General features: G+C 54.1%; 17 protein-coding genes and 2 pseudogenes. 6 read left to right on the top strand and 13 right to left on the bottom strand.

Features of this window, described 5'->3' with window-relative positions:
* Window positions 1-39 precede the first annotated feature (39 nt).
* Both OGY37_RS18850 and OGY37_RS18845 read right to left on the bottom strand, forming a co-directional pair.
* Complete coding sequence (locus OGY37_RS18850) at window positions 40-567, bottom strand: rhodanese family protein (protein ID WP_003826001.1); 528 nt, start codon at window positions 565-567, stop codon at window positions 40-42.
* 9 nt (window positions 568-576) lie between these two features.
* Window positions 577-876 carry an ArsR/SmtB family transcription factor gene (locus tag OGY37_RS18845; protein ID WP_003037247.1) on the bottom strand — a complete coding sequence of 100 codons (300 nt, stop codon included), beginning with the start codon at window positions 874-876 and terminating at the stop codon, window positions 577-579.
* Between the two features lie 184 nt (window positions 877-1,060).
* Here OGY37_RS18845 and OGY37_RS18840 point away from each other — a divergent pair, with 184 nt between their 5' ends.
* Window positions 1,061-1,219: a YqaE/Pmp3 family membrane protein gene (locus tag OGY37_RS18840; RefSeq protein ID WP_003037242.1), complete on the top strand. Its 159-nt coding sequence runs from the start codon at window positions 1,061-1,063 to the stop codon at window positions 1,217-1,219.
* A 95-nt stretch (window positions 1,220-1,314) separates the two neighbouring features.
* Window positions 1,315-1,764: a peptidoglycan-binding protein LysM gene (lysM, locus tag OGY37_RS18835; RefSeq protein WP_003037241.1), complete on the top strand. Its 450-nt coding sequence runs from the start codon at window positions 1,315-1,317 to the stop codon at window positions 1,762-1,764.
* A gap of 12 nt (window positions 1,765-1,776) precedes the next feature.
* On the opposite strand, the gene csiR is transcribed toward lysM, so the two are convergent.
* The 7 genes from csiR to OGY37_RS18800 all read right to left on the bottom strand — a co-directional run bounded on the left by csiR (window position 1,777) and on the right by OGY37_RS18800 (window position 9,952).
* The gene (csiR, locus tag OGY37_RS18830; RefSeq protein WP_123268097.1) at window positions 1,777-2,463 is read right to left on the bottom strand and encodes a DNA-binding transcriptional regulator CsiR; all 687 of its coding nucleotides are present in this window, start codon (window positions 2,461-2,463) and stop codon (window positions 1,777-1,779) included.
* A 45-nt stretch (window positions 2,464-2,508) separates the two neighbouring features.
* A complete protein-coding gene (gene gabP / locus OGY37_RS18825) occupies window positions 2,509-3,909 on the bottom strand; it encodes a GABA permease (RefSeq protein ID WP_032944690.1) in 1,401 nt (466 codons plus the stop codon).
* A 147-nt stretch (window positions 3,910-4,056) separates the two neighbouring features.
* Window positions 4,057-5,340, bottom strand: a complete 1,284-nt coding sequence (gabT, locus tag OGY37_RS18820) for a 4-aminobutyrate--2-oxoglutarate transaminase (RefSeq protein ID WP_286621546.1) — start codon at window positions 5,338-5,340, stop codon at window positions 4,057-4,059.
* A 25-nt stretch (window positions 5,341-5,365) separates the two neighbouring features.
* Window positions 5,366-6,814, bottom strand: a complete 1,449-nt coding sequence (gene gabD / locus OGY37_RS18815; RefSeq protein WP_286621544.1) for an NADP-dependent succinate-semialdehyde dehydrogenase — start codon at window positions 6,812-6,814, stop codon at window positions 5,366-5,368.
* 23 nt (window positions 6,815-6,837) lie between these two features.
* Complete coding sequence (lhgD, locus tag OGY37_RS18810; protein ID WP_284969062.1) at window positions 6,838-8,106, bottom strand: L-2-hydroxyglutarate dehydrogenase; 1,269 nt, start codon at window positions 8,104-8,106, stop codon at window positions 6,838-6,840.
* A 17-nt stretch (window positions 8,107-8,123) separates the two neighbouring features.
* Window positions 8,124-9,101: a glutarate dioxygenase GlaH gene (gene glaH / locus OGY37_RS18805; RefSeq protein ID WP_286621542.1), complete on the bottom strand. Its 978-nt coding sequence runs from the start codon at window positions 9,099-9,101 to the stop codon at window positions 8,124-8,126.
* 248 nt (window positions 9,102-9,349) lie between these two features.
* Window positions 9,350-9,952, bottom strand: coding sequence for a short chain dehydrogenase (locus OGY37_RS18800; RefSeq protein WP_353622296.1), 603 nt, complete (start codon window positions 9,950-9,952; stop codon window positions 9,350-9,352).
* Between the two features lie 98 nt (window positions 9,953-10,050).
* Between OGY37_RS18800 and OGY37_RS18795 the strand changes: the two genes are divergently transcribed.
* A complete protein-coding gene (locus tag OGY37_RS18795; protein WP_003826023.1) occupies window positions 10,051-10,941 on the top strand; it encodes a LysR substrate-binding domain-containing protein in 891 nt (296 codons plus the stop codon).
* Between the two features lie 97 nt (window positions 10,942-11,038).
* On the opposite strand, the gene OGY37_RS18790 is transcribed toward OGY37_RS18795, so the two are convergent.
* The 3 genes from OGY37_RS18790 to OGY37_RS18780 are packed head-to-tail and all read right to left on the bottom strand — an operon-like array spanning window position 11,039 to window position 13,990.
* Window positions 11,039-12,553, bottom strand: a complete 1,515-nt coding sequence (locus tag OGY37_RS18790) for a tripartite tricarboxylate transporter permease (protein ID WP_003826025.1) — start codon at window positions 12,551-12,553, stop codon at window positions 11,039-11,041.
* Window positions 12,554-12,563: 10 nt separating this feature from the next.
* Entirely contained in the window at window positions 12,564-12,998 is a 435-nt protein-coding gene (locus tag OGY37_RS18785; RefSeq protein WP_100247225.1) for a tripartite tricarboxylate transporter TctB family protein, read from the bottom strand.
* Window positions 12,999-13,012: 14 nt separating this feature from the next.
* Window positions 13,013-13,990 (bottom strand): Bug family tripartite tricarboxylate transporter substrate binding protein, encoded by a 978-nt coding sequence (locus tag OGY37_RS18780; RefSeq protein WP_003826029.1) that lies wholly within the window; start codon window positions 13,988-13,990, stop codon window positions 13,013-13,015.
* A 153-nt stretch (window positions 13,991-14,143) separates the two neighbouring features.
* Here OGY37_RS18780 and tctD point away from each other — a divergent pair, with 153 nt between their 5' ends.
* The 3 genes and pseudogenes from tctD to OGY37_RS18765 form a co-directional block, all read left to right on the top strand.
* Window positions 14,144-14,818 carry a transcriptional regulator TctD gene (gene tctD, locus OGY37_RS18775; RefSeq protein WP_003826032.1) on the top strand — a complete coding sequence of 225 codons (675 nt, stop codon included), beginning with the start codon at window positions 14,144-14,146 and terminating at the stop codon, window positions 14,816-14,818.
* Window positions 14,805-16,217, top strand: a complete 1,413-nt coding sequence (locus OGY37_RS18770; protein ID WP_286621537.1) for a sensor histidine kinase — start codon at window positions 14,805-14,807, stop codon at window positions 16,215-16,217. The genes tctD and OGY37_RS18770 overlap by 14 nt, the downstream gene beginning before the upstream one ends.
* A gap of 454 nt (window positions 16,218-16,671) precedes the next feature.
* A pseudogene (locus OGY37_RS18765) lies at window positions 16,672-16,971 on the top strand (undecaprenyl-phosphate glucose phosphotransferase); the annotation flags it as partial.
* A gap of 14 nt (window positions 16,972-16,985) precedes the next feature.
* Here OGY37_RS18765 and OGY37_RS18760 read toward each other — a convergent pair.
* A pseudogene (locus OGY37_RS18760) lies at window positions 16,986-17,962 on the bottom strand (IS3 family transposase); the annotation flags it as partial.

Raw genomic sequence — 17,962 nt, 5'->3', positions numbered from 1 at the left:
GTCAACCGGCGGGTACAGTGCTGTTTCAATGATTACCGCTTAATGAGTACGTCGGTTCCAGGGCATGATGTCCAGTAATCGCGCCATACCGCAAAAGCCGGTCATGCCAGCGAGAATCAGCCCGGCGCCGACAAAACCGCTCAGCAGGAAGAAGGCGCTGCTAACGCTATAGCCCAGAATAACGCCGAGTAGGGCAAGGCTGCCTGCGGCTATCTGCACCTGACGCATCAGCGGTAACGGTTGTGAACTGTCTTTCGCCACCGGCAACCCTGCGGCTTTCCAGCCGTCAATTCCACCTTCCAGCAACCAGACCTGCGCGGGTGCGGCGATGGCGCTCAGTTTTGTTGCCGCATTTTGTGTACGTTTGCCTGACTGGCAGTGAAAAATCACCTGCTCGGCGCGTAAATTCGCTGGCAGCGATCCCTGCTCAAGCGCGGGTAATGGCGCCAGATGTGCCTCAGGAATATGCTCGTGCAGATACTCGTCAGCATCGCGGATATCAATCAGTTTTGCACCCTGCGCGACCAGTGTCTGCGCCTCGCGTGGGGAAATCATCCCAATAGTCATGATGGCTCCTTATGGGCAATACAGTGTTTTTAATGTGGCGATCAACGAATTCACAGCCGCATTTTTAATGGAGTAGAGGATGCGCTGAGCATCGCGCTGGCTTTCTATCAGACCTTCTTCACGCATACGCGCCAGATGCTGGGATGTGGCGGAAGGGCTAAGGCCGGTAACACGGGCTAACTCACCCGCGCTGGTACCGGGTGAACCACAGAGCATGCACAAAATCAGCAACCGTTTCGGGTTACTCATCGCTTTTAGCAGGGCGGCAGCCTGTTCAGCGCTGGCCTGGAGTTGTTCAAGTTCAGTCATATGTATTTAAGCATAATCTAAATTAAGTATATTCTAAAATAAACAACCAACGTACGCCAGCGTAAAGAGCGTAAAGGAGGGTAAAACAGCCGCGGAATGCTGGCAGAGTTGGGTAGAATGGCTACGCTTAGAGATAAAATCTCTTTTTAAACAATGATTAATTTTTTGCTTGTAGGGAGTATGTATGGGTTTCTGGAGAATCGTTTTTACTATTATTCTGCCCCCGCTTGGCGTGCTGCTGGGGAAGGGGTTCGGCTGGGCATTTATCCTCAATATCGTTCTGACGCTGCTGGGCTACATCCCTGGTTTGATCCACGCCTTCTGGATACAGACGCGTAACTAATTCCTTTCTACTACGGCGCTTTGGCGCCGTTTTCTTTGTGCCCCTTTCTCCTCTGCTACACTTTTGGGTGTTGATTGTTAATTACCGAGGTGGATATGGGACTCTTCAATTTTGTAAAAGATGCGGGTGAAAAACTGTGGGATGCGGTCACTGGAAACCATGACACAGCCGATCTGGCAAAAAAAGTGCAGGAACACCTGAACAAAACCGGCATCCCTGATGCAGATAAAGTGGACGTGCAAATTAACGAAGGCAAAGCCACTGTTTCTGGTGATGGATTAAGTCAGGAAGCGAAAGAAAAAATTCTGATCGCGATTGGTAATATCTCCGGTATTGCCAGCGTAGATGATCAGGTTAAAACCTCTGCACCCGCGAGCGAAAGCCAGTTTTATACCGTGAAATCTGGGGATACCCTGAGCGCTATTGCCAAACAGGTTTACGGTAATGCCAACCTGTATAACCAGATATTTGAAGCGAATAAACCAATGCTGAAAAGCCCGGATAAAATCTATCCTGGGCAGGTATTACGTATTCCGGAACAGTAATGTGATTCAGGCTTATTGCGCCAACAATTTGCCGGACATAGCCTGTTGAATAATCGGAATCGGCGTCAGCAAGTGCTGGCGCATTAATTCGCTGGCGCGCGCGGCATCACGTGCCAGAATCGCTTCGGTTAGCGTCTTGTGCTGATCGTGTTTGTCTTCCAGCATTTCAACCGACAGCACCGTTTTACGCAGCCAGATAAACCGGTAGCGCGCCGCCAGAGAGAACAGCCGTTCACGCATTTGCAGCAGATATTGTGAACCACAGCCGGCGACAATCGCCGAGTGAAACGCCTGATGGCGTTGATCCCACTCGTCGAGCATCTGTTCGCTGGCGTCAATGGCTTCAAGCTTACTGAGCATATGTGCGCGCGCCAGAATTTCAGCTTCCCAGGCGTCGTCGCCGCGTTCAATGGCCAGTGCGACCAACATGGCTTCCATATTGGCGCGGGCATCGAAAATATCGAGCAACTCCTGCTCTGACATCGGGGCGACACGATACCCTTTCTGATTAACCACCGTCACTAACCGCTCGGCAACTAACTGCGAAAGCGCTTCGCGCAGCGGTCCCACACCTAGCTCATAGCGTGAGGTTAGCAGGCTCATACGCAGTTTTTCATCAGGCTGATACACACCGCGGATGATGTCGTTCTTCAGCCAGCGGTATCCATCAATGGCCGTCGGTTGGGGAATGGCGGTCATGGTCATACTCCTGAAAGGATTTCCCGGCCTGCGCCGGGAACAGGTTTAATGCGTATTTTGCAATGGTGCTTTTTGCCACGATAGCAGTTTTTTCCAGCGCGACATAATGGGCACGGTGCAAATAATTCCTATGGCTAACAACCCGGTAGAGATAACTTCCAGCTGTTGTGCCGGGCGAAACAGCATGACCACCAGCACAAAGATAATAAACGCGATGACCAGCCAGGTAAGCCACGGATAGAGCCACATTTTCAGTTTAATTTCACCGCCTCGCGCCAGCAGGATTTTGCGCATCCGCAGTTGAGAAACGGCAATGACCAGATAGACCAGCAGCGCGATGGCGCCGGAACTGTCGATCAGGAATTTAAATACCTTGGCCGGGGCGTAATAATTGACGATGACGGTGAGGAACGCGGCACCTGTCGACAGTAGCACCGCCACATAAGGCGTTTTGCTGCGGTTCGTTTTACCCATAAAGGCGGGGGCATCGCCACGGCGGCTCAGGGAGTAGAGCATGCGCGAGGATGTATACAGCGCGGAGTTAAGACAGCTGGTCACCGAAAGCAAAATGACGCAGTCCATGATCAATTTCGCGTGCGGGATATGCAGTAGCTCCAGTACCGAGCGGTAAGAACCCACTTCTTTCAGTCCCGGCATGTTCCACGGGATCAGCGCCACCACCACAAAAATAGAGCACAGATAGAAGATAGAGATACGCCAGATAACCGAGTTGGTGGCGCGAACGATATGTTTATCCGGGGTATCGGATTCGGCGGCGGCGATGGTAACTATCTCCGCGCCCATAAAGGAGAACATGGTGATTAACATCGCGCTGATCACGGCGCCAAAACCGTTGGGCATAAAGCCGCCCTGATCCCACAGGCGTGAAACTCCGCTAACTTCGGCATAAGGGTAGAAACCGCTAATCGCCGCCGCACCGAGGGTAATAAACGCCAGAATGGCAACCACTTTGCACAGCGCCAGCCAGAACTCGAATTCACCGTAATTTTTAACGCTCAGCAAGTTACTGCCGGTTAACGCCAGCGTGATAACCAGAGAAAACAGCCAGATAGGAATGCCCGGTACCCAGGAGTGCAGAATGATGGCGGCAATATTCGCCTCCAGCGGGATAACCAACACCCAGAACCACCAGTACAACCAGCCGATGGTGTAACCCGCCCACGGGCCGATGGCCTTATCGGCGTAAGTGGAAAAAGAACCGGTATCCGGGGTGGCAACGGCCATTTCGGCCAGCATGCGCATAATCATCACCACCAGCAATCCGGCGAACAGATAGGCTAATAATACTGCGGGACCGGCTTCTGCAATCGCCACGCTTGAACCGACGAACAAACTTGCGCCGATTACCCCGGCAATAGACAGCATGGTGACGTGGCGTGATTTCAGCCCGCCCCCTAAATCATGTGATTGTGACACTTGCCCCATCTTTAAACCTCGTTATTGTTATTGACGTCGCTTCCTGCACCTTACCCGTAGGCCCGGTAAGCGTAGCGCCACCGGGCATCACAACATTGCCGGATGGCAGCGCTTACGCTTTATCCGGCCTACAATTTCCCGTTTTTATTCGGGGGTTTAACCCTGTTTTGCCTCGGCAAAACACTGGGCGATAATGTCCAGCCCCTGGCGGATTTGCGCATCTTCAATGGTCAGCGGGACAAGAATGCGCAGCACGTTGTAGTAAGGTCCGCAGGAGAGCAGGATCAGCCCTTTCTCGCGTGCACGCGTCACCACTTCCGCAGTCAGTTTGGCGTCTGGTTTCGTGTGATCGCCATCTTCGAACAGTTCGATAGCAATCATCGCGCCCAGCCCGCGTACGTCGCCAATCTCGCGATGGGTTTCCGCGATAGCCAGCAGGCCTTCGCGCAGGGTTTGTCCCAGCTCGTTGGCTTTTTGCAGCAGATTTTCCTGCTCGAAAATGTTCAGTACCGCCAGCGCGGCGGCACAGGCAATTGGGTTACCTGCATAGGTACCGCCCAGACCGCCCGGTGGGATTGCGTCCATGACTTCGGCGCGTCCGGTCACGCCCGCCAGCGGGAAGCCTCCGGCGATGGATTTGGCGAAGGTGGTGAGATCGGGTGCAACGCCCATCTGCTCCATGGCAAACAGCGTACCGGTACGGCCCGCACCGCTCTGTACTTCATCGGCAATCAGCATGATCCCGTGTTCGTCACAAATGGCGCGCAGTCGTTGCATAAAGGAAGGAGAGGCCGCGTAAAAACCGCCTTCGCCTTGAACGGGTTCAATCACGATGGCGGCGACGTCTTCTGGCGCGGCATCGTTTTTGAAAATGCGGTGAATGCTGGCGATAGCATCGTCGTCACTGATGCCGTGCAGCGGACAAGGATAAAGCGCGCGATACACATGGCCTGGCATCAGCCCCATTCCGGCGGAGTACGGATTGACTTTCCCGGTCAGCGACAGGGTGTAGTGGGTACGACCGTGGTAAGCGCCGCTGAAAGCGATCGTGCCGGTGCGTTTGGTGGCGGCGCGGGCGATTTTCACCGCGTTTTCTACCGCTTCAGAACCGGTGGTCACCAGCAGGGTTTTCTTGGCGAAATCACCCGGCACTTTCTTGTTCATGATTTCACACAGCTCCAGGTACGGCTCATAGGCCAGCACCTGGAAACAGGTATGAGACAGCTTTTTCAACTGCGCTTCTACCGCAGAGACGATCTGCGGGTGCAGGTGGCCGGTGTTCAGCACCGCGATACCGCCAGCAAAGTCGAGGAATTCACGGCCTTCAACGTCCCAAACCCGACAGTTTTCTGCACGCTCGGCAAAAATAGGGTGGATCTGGCCTACGCCACGGGGAACGGCGTTGCTGCGACGTTGCATAAGTTCTTTGTTGGTGCTCATCAGGTGTTCTCCAGTATTTGTTTTATTAAAGGCCGATGCACATATATTTGATTTCTAAGTAGTCTTCGATGCCGTATTTCGATCCTTCACGGCCAAGACCGGAGGCTTTTATCCCCCCAAACGGGGCGACTTCGTTGGAGATAATGCCGGTGTTAATCCCGACGATGCCGTACTCCAGCGCTTCGCCAACGCGGAAGACGCGGCTTAAATCACGGGCGTAGAAATAGGCGGCCAGACCAAACTCGGTGTCGTTGGCCTGAGCGATGACGTCAGCTTCGTCTTTAAAACGAAACAGCGGAGCCAGCGGGCCGAACGTTTCTTCTTTGGCGACCTTCGCGTTATCTGGCACATCCACCAGGATGGTGGGCTGGAAGAAGTTACCGCCGAGCGCGTGAGGTTTACCGCCCGCGATAATGCGCGCGCCTTTATCCAGAGCGTCGGCGATGTGTTCCTGCACTTTGGCAACCGCTTTATCGTCGATCAGCGGTCCGGTGGTGACGTCAGGTTGCAGACCATCGCCGAGATGCAGCTTGCTCACCGCCTGCTGGAGTTTTTCAGCAAAGCGCTCATACACGCCGTCCTGCACGTACAGGCGGTTGGCGCAGACGCAGGTTTGACCAGCGTTACGGAACTTCGATGCCAGCGCGCCTTCCACGGCTTTATCAAGATCGGCATCGTCAAAGACGATAAACGGCGCATTGCCGCCCAGCTCCAGCGATACTTTTTTGATGTCTTTGGCGCACTGCTGCATTAACTGACGGCCGATTTCGGTCGAGCCGGTAAATGACAGCTTGCGCACCAGCGGGTTGCCGGTCAGCTCGTTACCAACCTCGCTTGCAGAACCGGTCACTACGCTGAAAACGCCTGCCGGGATCCCGGCGCGATTAGCCAGTTCTGCCAGCGCCAGTGCGGAGTAAGGGGTCTGGCTGGCGGGTTTAAGCACCATCGTACAGCCAGCTGCCAGCGCCGGACCGGCTTTACGGGTGATCATCGCTGAGGGGAAGTTCCACGGCGTAATCGCGGCGGTAACGCCGATCGGCTGCTTGATGACGATCAGACGCTTATCGGCCTGATGACCAGGGATCGTATCGCCATAGATGCGTTTGCCCTCTTCGGCAAACCACTCAATAAATGAGGCGGCATAGGTGATTTCGCCTTTGGCCTCCGCCAGCGGTTTACCCTGTTCCAGGGTCATCAGGCGGGCGAGATCGTCCTGATGCTCAATCATCAGGTTGAACCAGCGGCGCAGGATATTGGCTCGCTCTTTGGCGGTCAGCGCACGCCAGGCCGGCAGAGCGCGGTTAGCGGCGTTAATCGCTTCGCGGGTTTCATCTGCCCCCATTTTAGGTACGCTACCCAATTGCTGACCGTTGGCGGGATTGGTTACCGCGATGGTCTCACCGCTGTTGGCGTCACGCCAGTTGCCGTCGATCAGTGCCTGCTGGCGAAATAAGGTTGGATCGTTAAGTTGCATGATTGCTTCCTGTCTTAATCGGTTTAACGGGTAAATGCGGCGTGTAATGTCTCCACGCTACGTGCCGCACGCAGCGTGCGTCCGGGATTACTCTGGTTCTCCAGCAGCGCATGAACTTTGCTGACAATATGTGCGCCGATAGGGATCGCCGACGTTGCCGCCGGAGAAGGGGCGTTACAGGTGTGAATTGAGCGTGGCGTGGTGACAAACAGAAAATCGTCGATAAGCTTGCCATCAGGTGATACCGCCTGTGCCCGCACGCCCGCAGGCCACGGTTGCAGATCCTTAAGCGTCAGGCTCGGGCAGTACTTTTGTACCAGCCGCAGATAACCGCTTTTGCACAGCGAATTCTTCATTTCACCAAGCCCTGAGCGCAGGTTGTTTTGCAGCACGCGGCGAATACCGGAAGAACCGAGGATCTCCAGCGTATCGCTGAGCGAAAAGTCACGCTTACGGTAGCCTTCGCGTTTAAATGCCAGTACCGCGTTGGGGCCTACGGTGACGCTGCCGTCAATCATCCGGGTTAAATGAACACCGAGAAACGGCATCGCCGGGTCGGGGATGGGGTAGATCAGATGGTTAACTATCTGGTTATGTTCTGGCGCCAGGCGGAAATATTCGCCCCGGAACGGACAGATGATAAAGCCTGGTTCAACGCCGAGCATTTTCACCAGTCGGTCCGCCATCAGGCCAGAACAGCTGATCAGCGTCGCGCCTTCATATTCCTGGCCCTGACGGGTGTGGACAATCACGCCCGCAGCGTGCTCTCTCAGCGCGCTGACCTCGGCGTTGTAAATAATCTCCCCGCCTTTGGCCTGGAAAATCTTCGCCATCGCGGCGGTGACTTCGCGGTAGCTGACAATCCCGCTCGACGGGACAAAAATGCCGCCCAGTCCGGTGATATTGGGTTCACGCTCGCGAAGTTCCTGCGCATTCAGCCATTCGCGCTCCAGACCGTTAGCGGCGGTGCGATCCCAAAGCGCGCGCATGCGCTCCATTTCCAGAGCGGAGGTGGCAACCAGCATTTTTCCGCAGACGTCGTAGCGGATACCGTTTTGGTCGCAAAAGGCTTTTGTGGCGCGATTTCCGGCCAGGCAAAACTGAGCCTTCAGGCTGCCGGGGGTGTAATAGACCCCGGCGTGAATGACGCCGCTGTTATGGCCCGTCTGGTGGCAGGCCGGGCCGGGCTCTTTTTCCAGTAGCGCGATTTTGGCGTCCGGATAGACATCAATCAATTGCATGGCGGTCGACATGCCGATAATGCCGCCGCCAATAATCACAAAATCATACATCCGCTTTTCCTTCGCGCTTACTGATGGGTCTGGTAGTGGTTTGTCGCGTACGCAAAATAACCACGCTGGCGCATCAGTTCGCGGCGCAAGTCCGGATGCGAAGTGAAACGATCGCGCCCGTGCAGCCAGAACAGGTTGTTGATCAGCAGGAATTTACCTACTGAAACCGGAACGGAAATAATGCTCTTGCTGGTTTCCAGCGCATCGGACAGGTCACTCAGCCAGACGCCTTCTTCATAGTCTTTTGGCTGGACGAACTGGTCGATGTAGCGCATTACCGGGCGGCCCTGCTGGTCAACGTCAAATACCGGATGGAACACTTCCTGACTGACGTTTTTGCTTGGCGGTGCGGCAAAGCGCATGGCGCGACGCGCCAGAGGATGGGTAAAGTACTGCTCCAGATGCTCCCAGTCGTCGAGGTGCAGTAGCAGCGAGTTACCGCCGGTCATGTTCTGCTCGTCGATCTTCATCATCAGCACGTAATCGGTGATTTCTTCGAGGTAGGTTCCGTCGTTGTGCAATTCCATCACTCGGTGAGGCTGGCGCAGATAGCTGTCTGAGTTATCGACGTTTTTCACCACAAAACGAGCGTAATATTGACCGCTCATCGCATCAAAATTAGAGCGTCCGATGAGGTGCGCTACCGCCGTTGCCAGCTTGACCATCTCTTCCGCCTGCGCCACGTCGTCTACGCCAACGGCATTGATTAGCAGTGCGCCTTCGGCACGATCGAGCAGGGTTTTCAGCAGCAGGGGCTGTAACTGATTGCCGCACAGGTCGTCGAGGATCTTGCCCACTTTGAAGCGCAAGAAGGATTTGTATTCCAGCGCCTGAACCGGCCACTGCGCGACGACCTGCAGAAATTGCTCAGTGGTCTCAGCAGAAAAAGTCAGCTCCAGCAGGCGTGGGGATTGGGCTGATGGTTTCAGCGTGAAACCGCTGTAGTGCTGGGCAGGATCTTCAGCATTCGGTTTTACGGCAGTCAGTGCGTTCATCAAATCGTTCCTCTCAGTAGATTGTCAGGGAGATATGGCGCAGCTCGTTTCGTAGCCATAAATTAAAAATATCTACATTTTTGAAAAACGCGCACAGAACGAGCTTGTTTGTTTATTATTTGTGATCAAAAGCAACAATTATTTAACATTATGAAGGGTGTGGGTTAATGCGAGGGAAAAGATAAAGTATTTTAAAACAGTGGGTTAATCACGCTGCCGTTGGTGATGAGTCAACGGCAGCGGCAAAGTCAGTAACCGACTTTATAAATACGCCCGGTCTGGATGCCTTCCACACTGCGGCGATAGGCGTTGGCGACGGTGGCGGCGGGGACGCTTTCAAAGCCCGGGAAGAAACTGTCGTACGCTTCGGCGGATTCACTCAGCACGGTTGGACTTATCAGGTTAATGCGTTGACCATGGCCTAGCTCACAGGCAGCGGCGCGAACAAATCCTTCCAGCCCGGCATTGATCGTTGCGGCGTTTGTCCCCTGTGCGATGGGTTCGTGGGCGATAATGCCGCTAATTAACGTTATCGAGCCGCCATCATTCAGGAAATGCTGCCCGGTTAATGCCAGACGAATCTGGCCTAATAGTTTATCCTGAAGCCCCTGGTTAAAGTCCTGGTCGGTCATTGTCGACAGCGGCCCAAAGAACAGATTGCCGGTGGCGGAAACGATCGCATTTACCCGACCGACTTTTTCAAACAAGGCCTCGACACTCTCCTGCGAGGTGATATCGACCTGGTAATCCCCCTGAGTGCGACCCACGCGGACCACCTCATGTTTACGGCTCAATGCTTCTGTAACTGCGCGACCCACTGTACCACTGGCACCAATAATGACGATTTTCATAACCACCTCCGCAATAGTGTGAGCCGCTATTCTTTAATGAAAATGAAATCAGATAAACTGGCTAAAAGTTAGATGATTACTAACCAGGGGTTTGTAATATGGATAAACTGCGCGGCATGGAAACGTTTGTCGCCGTGGTGGAGAGTGGGAGCTTTACTTCTGCGGCGACGAGGCTCGAGATGTCTGCGGTGATGGTGGGAAAATATATCACCCAACTGGAAGCGCAGCTCGGCACGCGTTTGCTGGAGCGCAATACGCGCCGCCAGAGTCTGACCGATGCCGGACGCGTCTATTTTGAAGAAGCCCGTCGTGTGCTGGAGCAGGTATCGATAGCCGAACGTTCGGTAGAGCGTCTGCGGCTGGCACCGGCGGGGACGCTGCGAATTAGCGCGCCCACTTCTTTTGGCGCTTGCGTGATCTCGCCGCTGGCCGCTGCGTTTTTACAGACCTGGCCAGAGGTGCGCATTGAACTGGATCTCACCAACCGGATGGTTGATCTGGTGAATGAAGGTGTCGATCTGGCGATCCGCATTGGCGATATCCATCAGACAGACGTGGTGGCGAAATACCTGTGTCCCTACCGTATGGCAATTTGTGCTTCGCCAGATTATCTTGCCCGCCATGGCACCCCCCGGACGCCCGCGGATCTGGTGGATCATCTGTGCCTGTCCCATACCGTGTGGACGGCTCGCAACGAGTGGATACTGCCTGGCGTGACGGGGGAGGTCAGATGGAAGCGCGATGCGATCCTGCGTTGTAACGATGGTCATGGCCTGCGTATGGCGGCGGTAGCGGGGGCTGGGCTGTTATTGCAACCTGAGGTGCTGCTGGCGCAAGAACTGGCTACGGGGAAATTGATTCGGATCCTGGAAGGGTTTACGCCGCAGCCGCGGCCAATTCATTTGCTGTGGCGACAGGATTTGCGTCCGTTGCCTAAGCTGACACGGTTTGTTGAGCACCTGCTGGAAGGAACGCGAAGTTTGCGCTGAAGATGAAAATGCCGGATGGCGTTGCGCTTATCCGGCCTACAACCGAGCCAAATTGTAGGCCGGATAGGGCGCAATAGCGCCGCCATCCGGCAATTTGTTAGCCGATATCCACCTGCGGTTTGCTGTTGCGTTTACGGATCATGCGCAGCACTGGCGGGACCACGATAACCAGTACCGCCATCACCAGCAGCACTTTCGCCACGCCGCTGGCCCACAGAATATCCATACTGCCGTTACTGATAGACAACGCCCGGCGCAGGTTCTGCTCCAGCATTTCCCCGAGAACGAAGCCCAGAATCAATGGCGACATTGGGAAGTGCATTTTACGCAGGATGTAGCCCAGCACGCCGAGGGCGACCATCAATACCAAATCGAAGGTGGTGCTGTGAACGGCGTACACGCCAACTGCGGAAACTGCCGCGATAGCCGGTACCAAAAACCACAGCGGGATGGTCAGCATGCGGGTAAACAGACCGATCAGTGGAATGTTCATCACCAGCAGCATTACGTTAGCAATCAGCAGCGCTGCAATCAGCCCCCAAACGATATCCGGCTGCTCGGTAAACATGGCTGGACCCGGGGTGATGTTGTACAGCGTTAGCGCGCCCATCATCACCGCCGTGGTACCGGAGCCCGGCACGCCGAGCGTCAGCATCGGAATAAAAGAGCCGCAGGCCGAGGCGTTGTTGGCGGCTTCTGGCGCCGCAACGCCGCGAATATCCCCCTTGCCAAAGCTGTCGCTGTTGCCGCTGAGCTTTTTCTCGGTCATGTAGGTGATGGCACTGGCAATGGTGGCGCCAGCGCCAGGCAGAACGCCGACGAAAAAGCCAATCACTGATGAACGCAGGGTGGCCCCTACGCACTGTGCGCCTTCTTTGGCGTTGAACAACATGCGGCCCGTTTTACGCACCAGCGTCTGGCCACTGCTGGTATGTTCCAGCATTAACAATATTTCAGAGACAGAGAACAGCCCAATCACCACCACGATAAACTGCACACCGTCAGAGAGATGGACACTGTCAAAAGTAAAGCGATAAACCCCGGTGTTGGCGTCTACGCCGACGGTCGCAAGTCCGAGACCGATAAGCGCTGCCAGAAATGATTTCAGCGGATTTTGCGCCATCATGCTGCCGAGACAGGCAATGGCGAAAACCATTAAGGCAAAGTATTCCGCCGGACCGAAGGCCAGCGACCATTGGGCTAACGCCGGGGCAAACAGAATGATGCCGCCGATGGCGATAAGCGAACCAAAGAAAGAGCTGACCGCCGAGATAGAGAGCGCCACGCCACCGCGTCCTTGCTGCGCCATAGGGTAACCATCCAGCGCGGTCATAATCGCCGCCGCATCGCCGGGAACATTCAACAGGATGGAGGAGATGCGCCCGCCATATTCACAGCCTATGTAGACTGTAGCCAGCAGGATTAGCGCGGATTCTGCGGGCAGATGCAAAGCAAAGGCCAGCGGCAGCAGGATCGCCACGCCGTTGATCGGTCCAAGGCCGGGCAGCAAACCCACAATGGTGCCGACAAAACAGCCTATCAAGGCGATGACCAGGTTTTCCGGTGTCATTGCCACCGCGAAACCCTGAGAAAGATAAATCCAGGTATCCATCGTTTCTCCGTTAACCCAGCCAGGCGCCGAGTGGTAAGGTGACGTCAAGCAGTCGGTCAAAGGCATACCACAGCAGAATGCCGAGCACCGCGCCGGAAATACCCGCAGCAGGGATAGTTGCGCCGAACAACATGCCGATCACCACGGTGAGAATGGCGGTGGCGATGGGAAAACCGAGCCACTCAAAACCCCAGGCGTACATCAACAGAACAATTACCATCGTCAGCAGCTTTTGCAGCACGTGGCGACGGGGCCAACTGATGGTGTCCGGATGGCGCAACAGCAGCGCCACGGCACAGACCAACATCAGACCGATAATGCCAAGCGGGAAGGGACGCGGCCCTACGGGTTCATAGCTGTATTCGCTGCTGATTTGCCAGGCCACGAACAGCCCGGCTATGCAGAGCAACAGCCAGATACCTGCGAAAATACGATCGCTCATCATCTTTGCCTCTGCGTTTACTTCGCCAGACCGAAGGCTTTCGCCTGCTCACGATAATCCGTGACCTGCTTTTTCACGTAGTCGTCGAGCTGTTTGCCACTCATGTTGAATTCAAACAGGCCGCGCAGATCGCGCTGCTTTTTAAACTCATCGGTCTGCTGGAGTTTGTTAAAGGCATCAACCCACCACTGATACTCGGCGTCGCTGACTTTTGGCCCAACGTAGAAGCCACGAATGATAGGCCACACGAGGTCATAACCCTGCTCTTTGGCGGTTGGCACGTTGGCTAACTGGCCCGGCAGGCGTTCATCAGAGAACACCGCGAGCACGCGGATTTTGTCTCCGCTGAGGTAAGGCACCATCTCACTGAGATCGCCGGAAACCACCTGCACGTGATTGCCCATCAGTGCGGTAACCGGCTCGCCACCGCCTTCAAAGGCCACATAGCGCATCTTGTGTGGATCGACATTGGCTTTTTGCGCCAGCAGTGCCGACTTCATCCAGTCCTGGCTACCGATAGAGGCACCTGCACCAATGACCACGCTGTTAGGGTCTTTTTCCATGGCCGTCAGCAGATCTTTCAGCGTTTTCCACGGTGAGTCCTGGCGTACGGCAATCATGCCGTAGTCGGTACCCACACTTGCCAGCCAGCGGACATCATCCACGCCGTAGCGACCAAACTTGCCCTGTGACAGGTTCAGCAGTGAGCCGCCGGAGAAGGCCACTACGGTTCCCGCTTCAGCCGGGCGTTGAGCGACGATCGCGTTATAGGCCACGGCACCAACGCCACCGGGCATGTAGGTGACGCGCATCGGTTTTTCGATAGCGCCGGTTTCCATCATGCTCACCTGAATCAACTTACAGGTGAGATCGAAACCGCCGCCGGGTTTAGCAGGGGCGATACATTCAGTGCGCGATGGCGCTTGTTCCGCCAGTACAGAGGTACTCATCAATAAAATGCTTGCAGTAAGGGTACGAAGTAACTGTTTTTTCATTGTTTATCCTCACGCCGGAAAACCGGATTTTCGGGTACGGAAGAAGATTTTTGTGATTATGTGAGCCGATGTGTAGCAGTTCGGTTGCGTGATTGTTAAAACATTAACCTTTCAATTCCCTTTCAATGCGGCAGAAACTTTACAGGATGTGATATGCGTCTCTTATTAGCGGAGGATAACCGTGAGTTAGCTCACTGGCTGGAGAAAGCGCTGGTGCAAAACGGTTTTGCCGTTGACTGCGTGTTTGATGGCCTGGCAGCCGACCATCTTTTACATAGCGAAACGTATGCGCTGGCGGTGCTGGACATCAATATGCCGGGGCTGGATGGTCTGGAAGTCGTTCAGCGGCTGCGCAAACGCGGGCAGACGCTTCCTGTCCTGCTGCTGACGGCGCGTAGCGCGGTGGCCGATAGGGTGAAAGGGTTGAACGTCGGAGCCGATGATTATCTGGCAAAACCGTTTGAAATTGAGGAACTGGATGCCCGGCTGCGGGCCTTGCTGCGTCGCAGTGCGGGACAGGTGCAAGGCATACAGCAACTGGGGGAGCTGGCGTTTCACGATGAAGGCTATTTTCTGTTGCAGGGGCAGCCGTTGGCGCTCACACCACGTGAACAGGCGCTGTTGACGGTGCTGATGTACCGTCGGTTGCGGCCGGTTTCACGTCAGCAGTTGTTTGAGCAGGTCTTCAGCCTGAGTGATGAGGTTAGTCCCGAAAGCATTGAGCTGTATATCCATCGTTTGCGCAAAAAGCTACAGGGAAGCGATGTGCGTATTGCTACGCTGCGTGGTCTGGGCTATGTGCTGGAGCGTAGCGATGAAGTGGGTTAAACCCCAATCGTTGTACCTGCAACTGCTGATGTTTCTGGGCTTGCCGCTCATGTTGCTGTGGGGTCTGTCGGCATTTAACAGCTATGTCAGTGCGCTACAGGCGGCGACCCAGGCGTATGACCGCACGCTCCTTTCATCCGCCAGGACCGTTTCCGAGCGGCTGGTGGTGCGCAATAAACAGCTGGAAGTGAACGTGCCATGGGTGGTGCTGGACAGCTTTGAATTGAATATGAATGACCGACTGTACTACAAAGTGGTTGATCCGACGGGGAAGGTTATCTCTGGTTATGACGATTTACCGGCGATGCCGCCAGCTACCTCGCGCACGCGGCTTTATCCGGCGCTGGCATGGTTTTATCACACTGAATATCGCGGTGAGGCAATCCGCGTGGCGCGTCTGCTGCAGCCCGTCAACGAAGGCGGCATTGTCGGCATGGCGGAGATTTATGTTGCCGAAACGCTGCAATCGCGGCGCTATCTGGCGCGACAGCTGCTGTTTTCCTCGTGGGTTTCGCAAGGGCTACTGGTGCTGCTGACGCTGGTGCTGGTTGGCTGGCTGCTGCGCCGGGTGCTGCGCCCGATGCGCCAGCTTTCATCGCTGATGGTGCGTCGTGAGCCAGGCCTGCTGACGCCGCTGCCGGAACTGCTGCCATGGTCGGAAACCCGTCTGCTGATTGTGGCTTTCAACCGTTATCTGGACCGACTTCGCGGTCTGATCTCTCGTCAGGAGCGCTTCAGCGCGGATGCTTCCCATCAGCTCAAAACGCCGTTAGCGGTACTGAAAACTCAGGCATCGGTGGCTCTCGCCAGCACCGAACCGCGGCAATGGTATGAGAGTTTACAAGCCATGAGTAGCACGCTCGATAATACCATTCAACTGACGGAGAGGCTGTTGCAGTTGTCTGCGGTGAAGCGCAAGGAGCAGGGGGAAAGGCATTTCTCGCCGGTTAATCTGTATGAGGTGGTGCAAACCAGCTGTTTTACCCGACTGGCGCAGTCGCGTAGTAAAGGGATCGATCTGGGCTATGAAGGGGAACAGGACGCGGTGTGGGTCGAGGGAGATGAAGTGCTGCTCGGTGAACTGTGTGGGAATCTGCTGGATAACGCACTGAAATACACGCCGTCACAGGGGATGGTGACCGCCCGACTGCAACGAGAAGGAGAGGCCGTGGTGCTGGTGGTCGAAGATAGCGGACCGGGCATAGATGAGCAGATGGTTCATCAGGCTCTGCTACCGTTTCATCGTCTTGATAACGTAGGCAATGTCCCAGGCGCCGGGATCGGCCTGGCGCTGGTCAATGATATTGCTCGCCTGCATCGCACGCATCCTCAGCTAACGCGTAGTGAGACATTAGGTGGGCTGAGGGTTCAGGTACGCTTTTTAAGCGTTACCGTATGAGGTATTCATGGTGATGATATTTGTTGTTTAATTATAATAAAAAGTAATTAATTGTATTATTAATATCATTTGAAATGTTGTCTTAAGGCAGCTGTTTTTATTTTAATTACTGTATTAAACAGTAATGCTAAAGTGATTCAACGTCACTGAAACAATACTTTTGTGCAATTTATCATACATAAAACACTTTTTCATAGACCATGAGATGTTATCTGTCAATAGCGATAATGTTGTTAAAGGTTATCTTTTTTGCTGAGGTAGATAAAACTTCCATTGATATCAACTGCATTAAAATCATATAGATACGATTTCACTGGAGAGGGTTGTCACAGTAATGAGTATTATTTTTTACATTTACTGACAATGTGCCATTGCGTTTTTTAGACTTGTGATATAATTAGCAACATGAAATGAGAAAAAAACAATTAAAGATCAATAAATAATGGGCTGAGATATGCTTAAAAAATCGCTAAAGATTAGCAGCCAGGGATATCCAGTCTTTTTAAAACTGGTCGATTTCATTGTTATCAATGTGACGTTAATTTTTAGCGCCCATTTGCTGGGTTTGATGCCCTTTAACACCATTGCCATTTTGAGTCTTCTCTTCTCCATCTTTTTCTTGCTGTTTGCTGAATACATTAAAATGTACCAGCAAAAGATTAAGACGATCGGTTTACGTAATCAAAAGCGCTTGGTTTTTTGTACGCTGCTGGCGATTTTTTTTAACGAACTGGTCAGTATGACGGTGGCTGAATCGCCACGGATAATCTAGACACTTCCGAGCCGTTGATAATACTGGTTTTCATATTCTGTCGGTGACATCTGTTCGCTAGAACCATGCCGACGCTTACTGTTATAAAACATTTCGATGTAATCAAAAATATCACTGCGGGCTTCTTCCCGCGTTCCGTAGATCTTTTTCTTTATCCGTTCACGTTTCAACAACTGGAAAAAACTTTCTGCAACCGCATTATCATGGCAGTTACCGCGACGGCTCATGCTACCCTCCAGGCCGTGTGATTTCAGGAACGACTGCCACTCATGGCTTGTGTACTGACTGCCCTGATCCGAATGAACCAGCACCTGTTTTTCGGGATTACGCCGCCATACAGCCATCAGCAGTGCGTTCAGGACAATGTCCTTTGTCATCCGGGATTGCATGGACCAGCCGATAATTTTGCGTGAGAACAGATCAACAACAACGGCAAGATACAGCCAGCCTTCGTGGGTCCTGATGTAGGTTATGTCCGTTACCCAACGCTCATCAGGAGCATCCGGATTGAACTGTCGCTGGAGCCTGTTGGGTGACACGATACTGGCCTCGCCTTTACGTGCCCGCGGGCTTCGGTATCCGACCTGAGCCTTTATTCCGACACGTTTCATCAGTCTCCAGACTCTGTTTACTCCGCACTGTTGCCCGCTGTCACGCAGATCCAGATGGATTTTGCGATAACCATAGACGCATCCCGACTCCAGCCAGAACTGTTTAATCTGTCCTGTCAGTCTCAGGTCTGCCTGATGGCGTTGTGAATGCGGCTGCTGAAGCCAGGCGTAAAAACCACTGGGATGAACATCCAGCACCCGACAGAGCAGGCGAACAGGCCAGCAACAGGAGTTGTCACGGATAAAGGCGTACCTCAGTCGGACAGCTTTGCGAAGTACGCCGCGGCTTTTTTTAATATGTCCCGTTCGTCGGTAACCCGTTTCAGCTCTTTCTGGAGACGGCGGATCTCGGCCTGAGCATC

The sequence above is a fragment of the Citrobacter sp. Cpo030 genome (assembly GCF_030333005.1).
In the GTDB taxonomy this organism is placed as follows: domain Bacteria; phylum Pseudomonadota; class Gammaproteobacteria; order Enterobacterales; family Enterobacteriaceae; genus Citrobacter; species Citrobacter portucalensis.
This window is presented reverse-complemented; position numbering and strand designations above follow the sequence as displayed.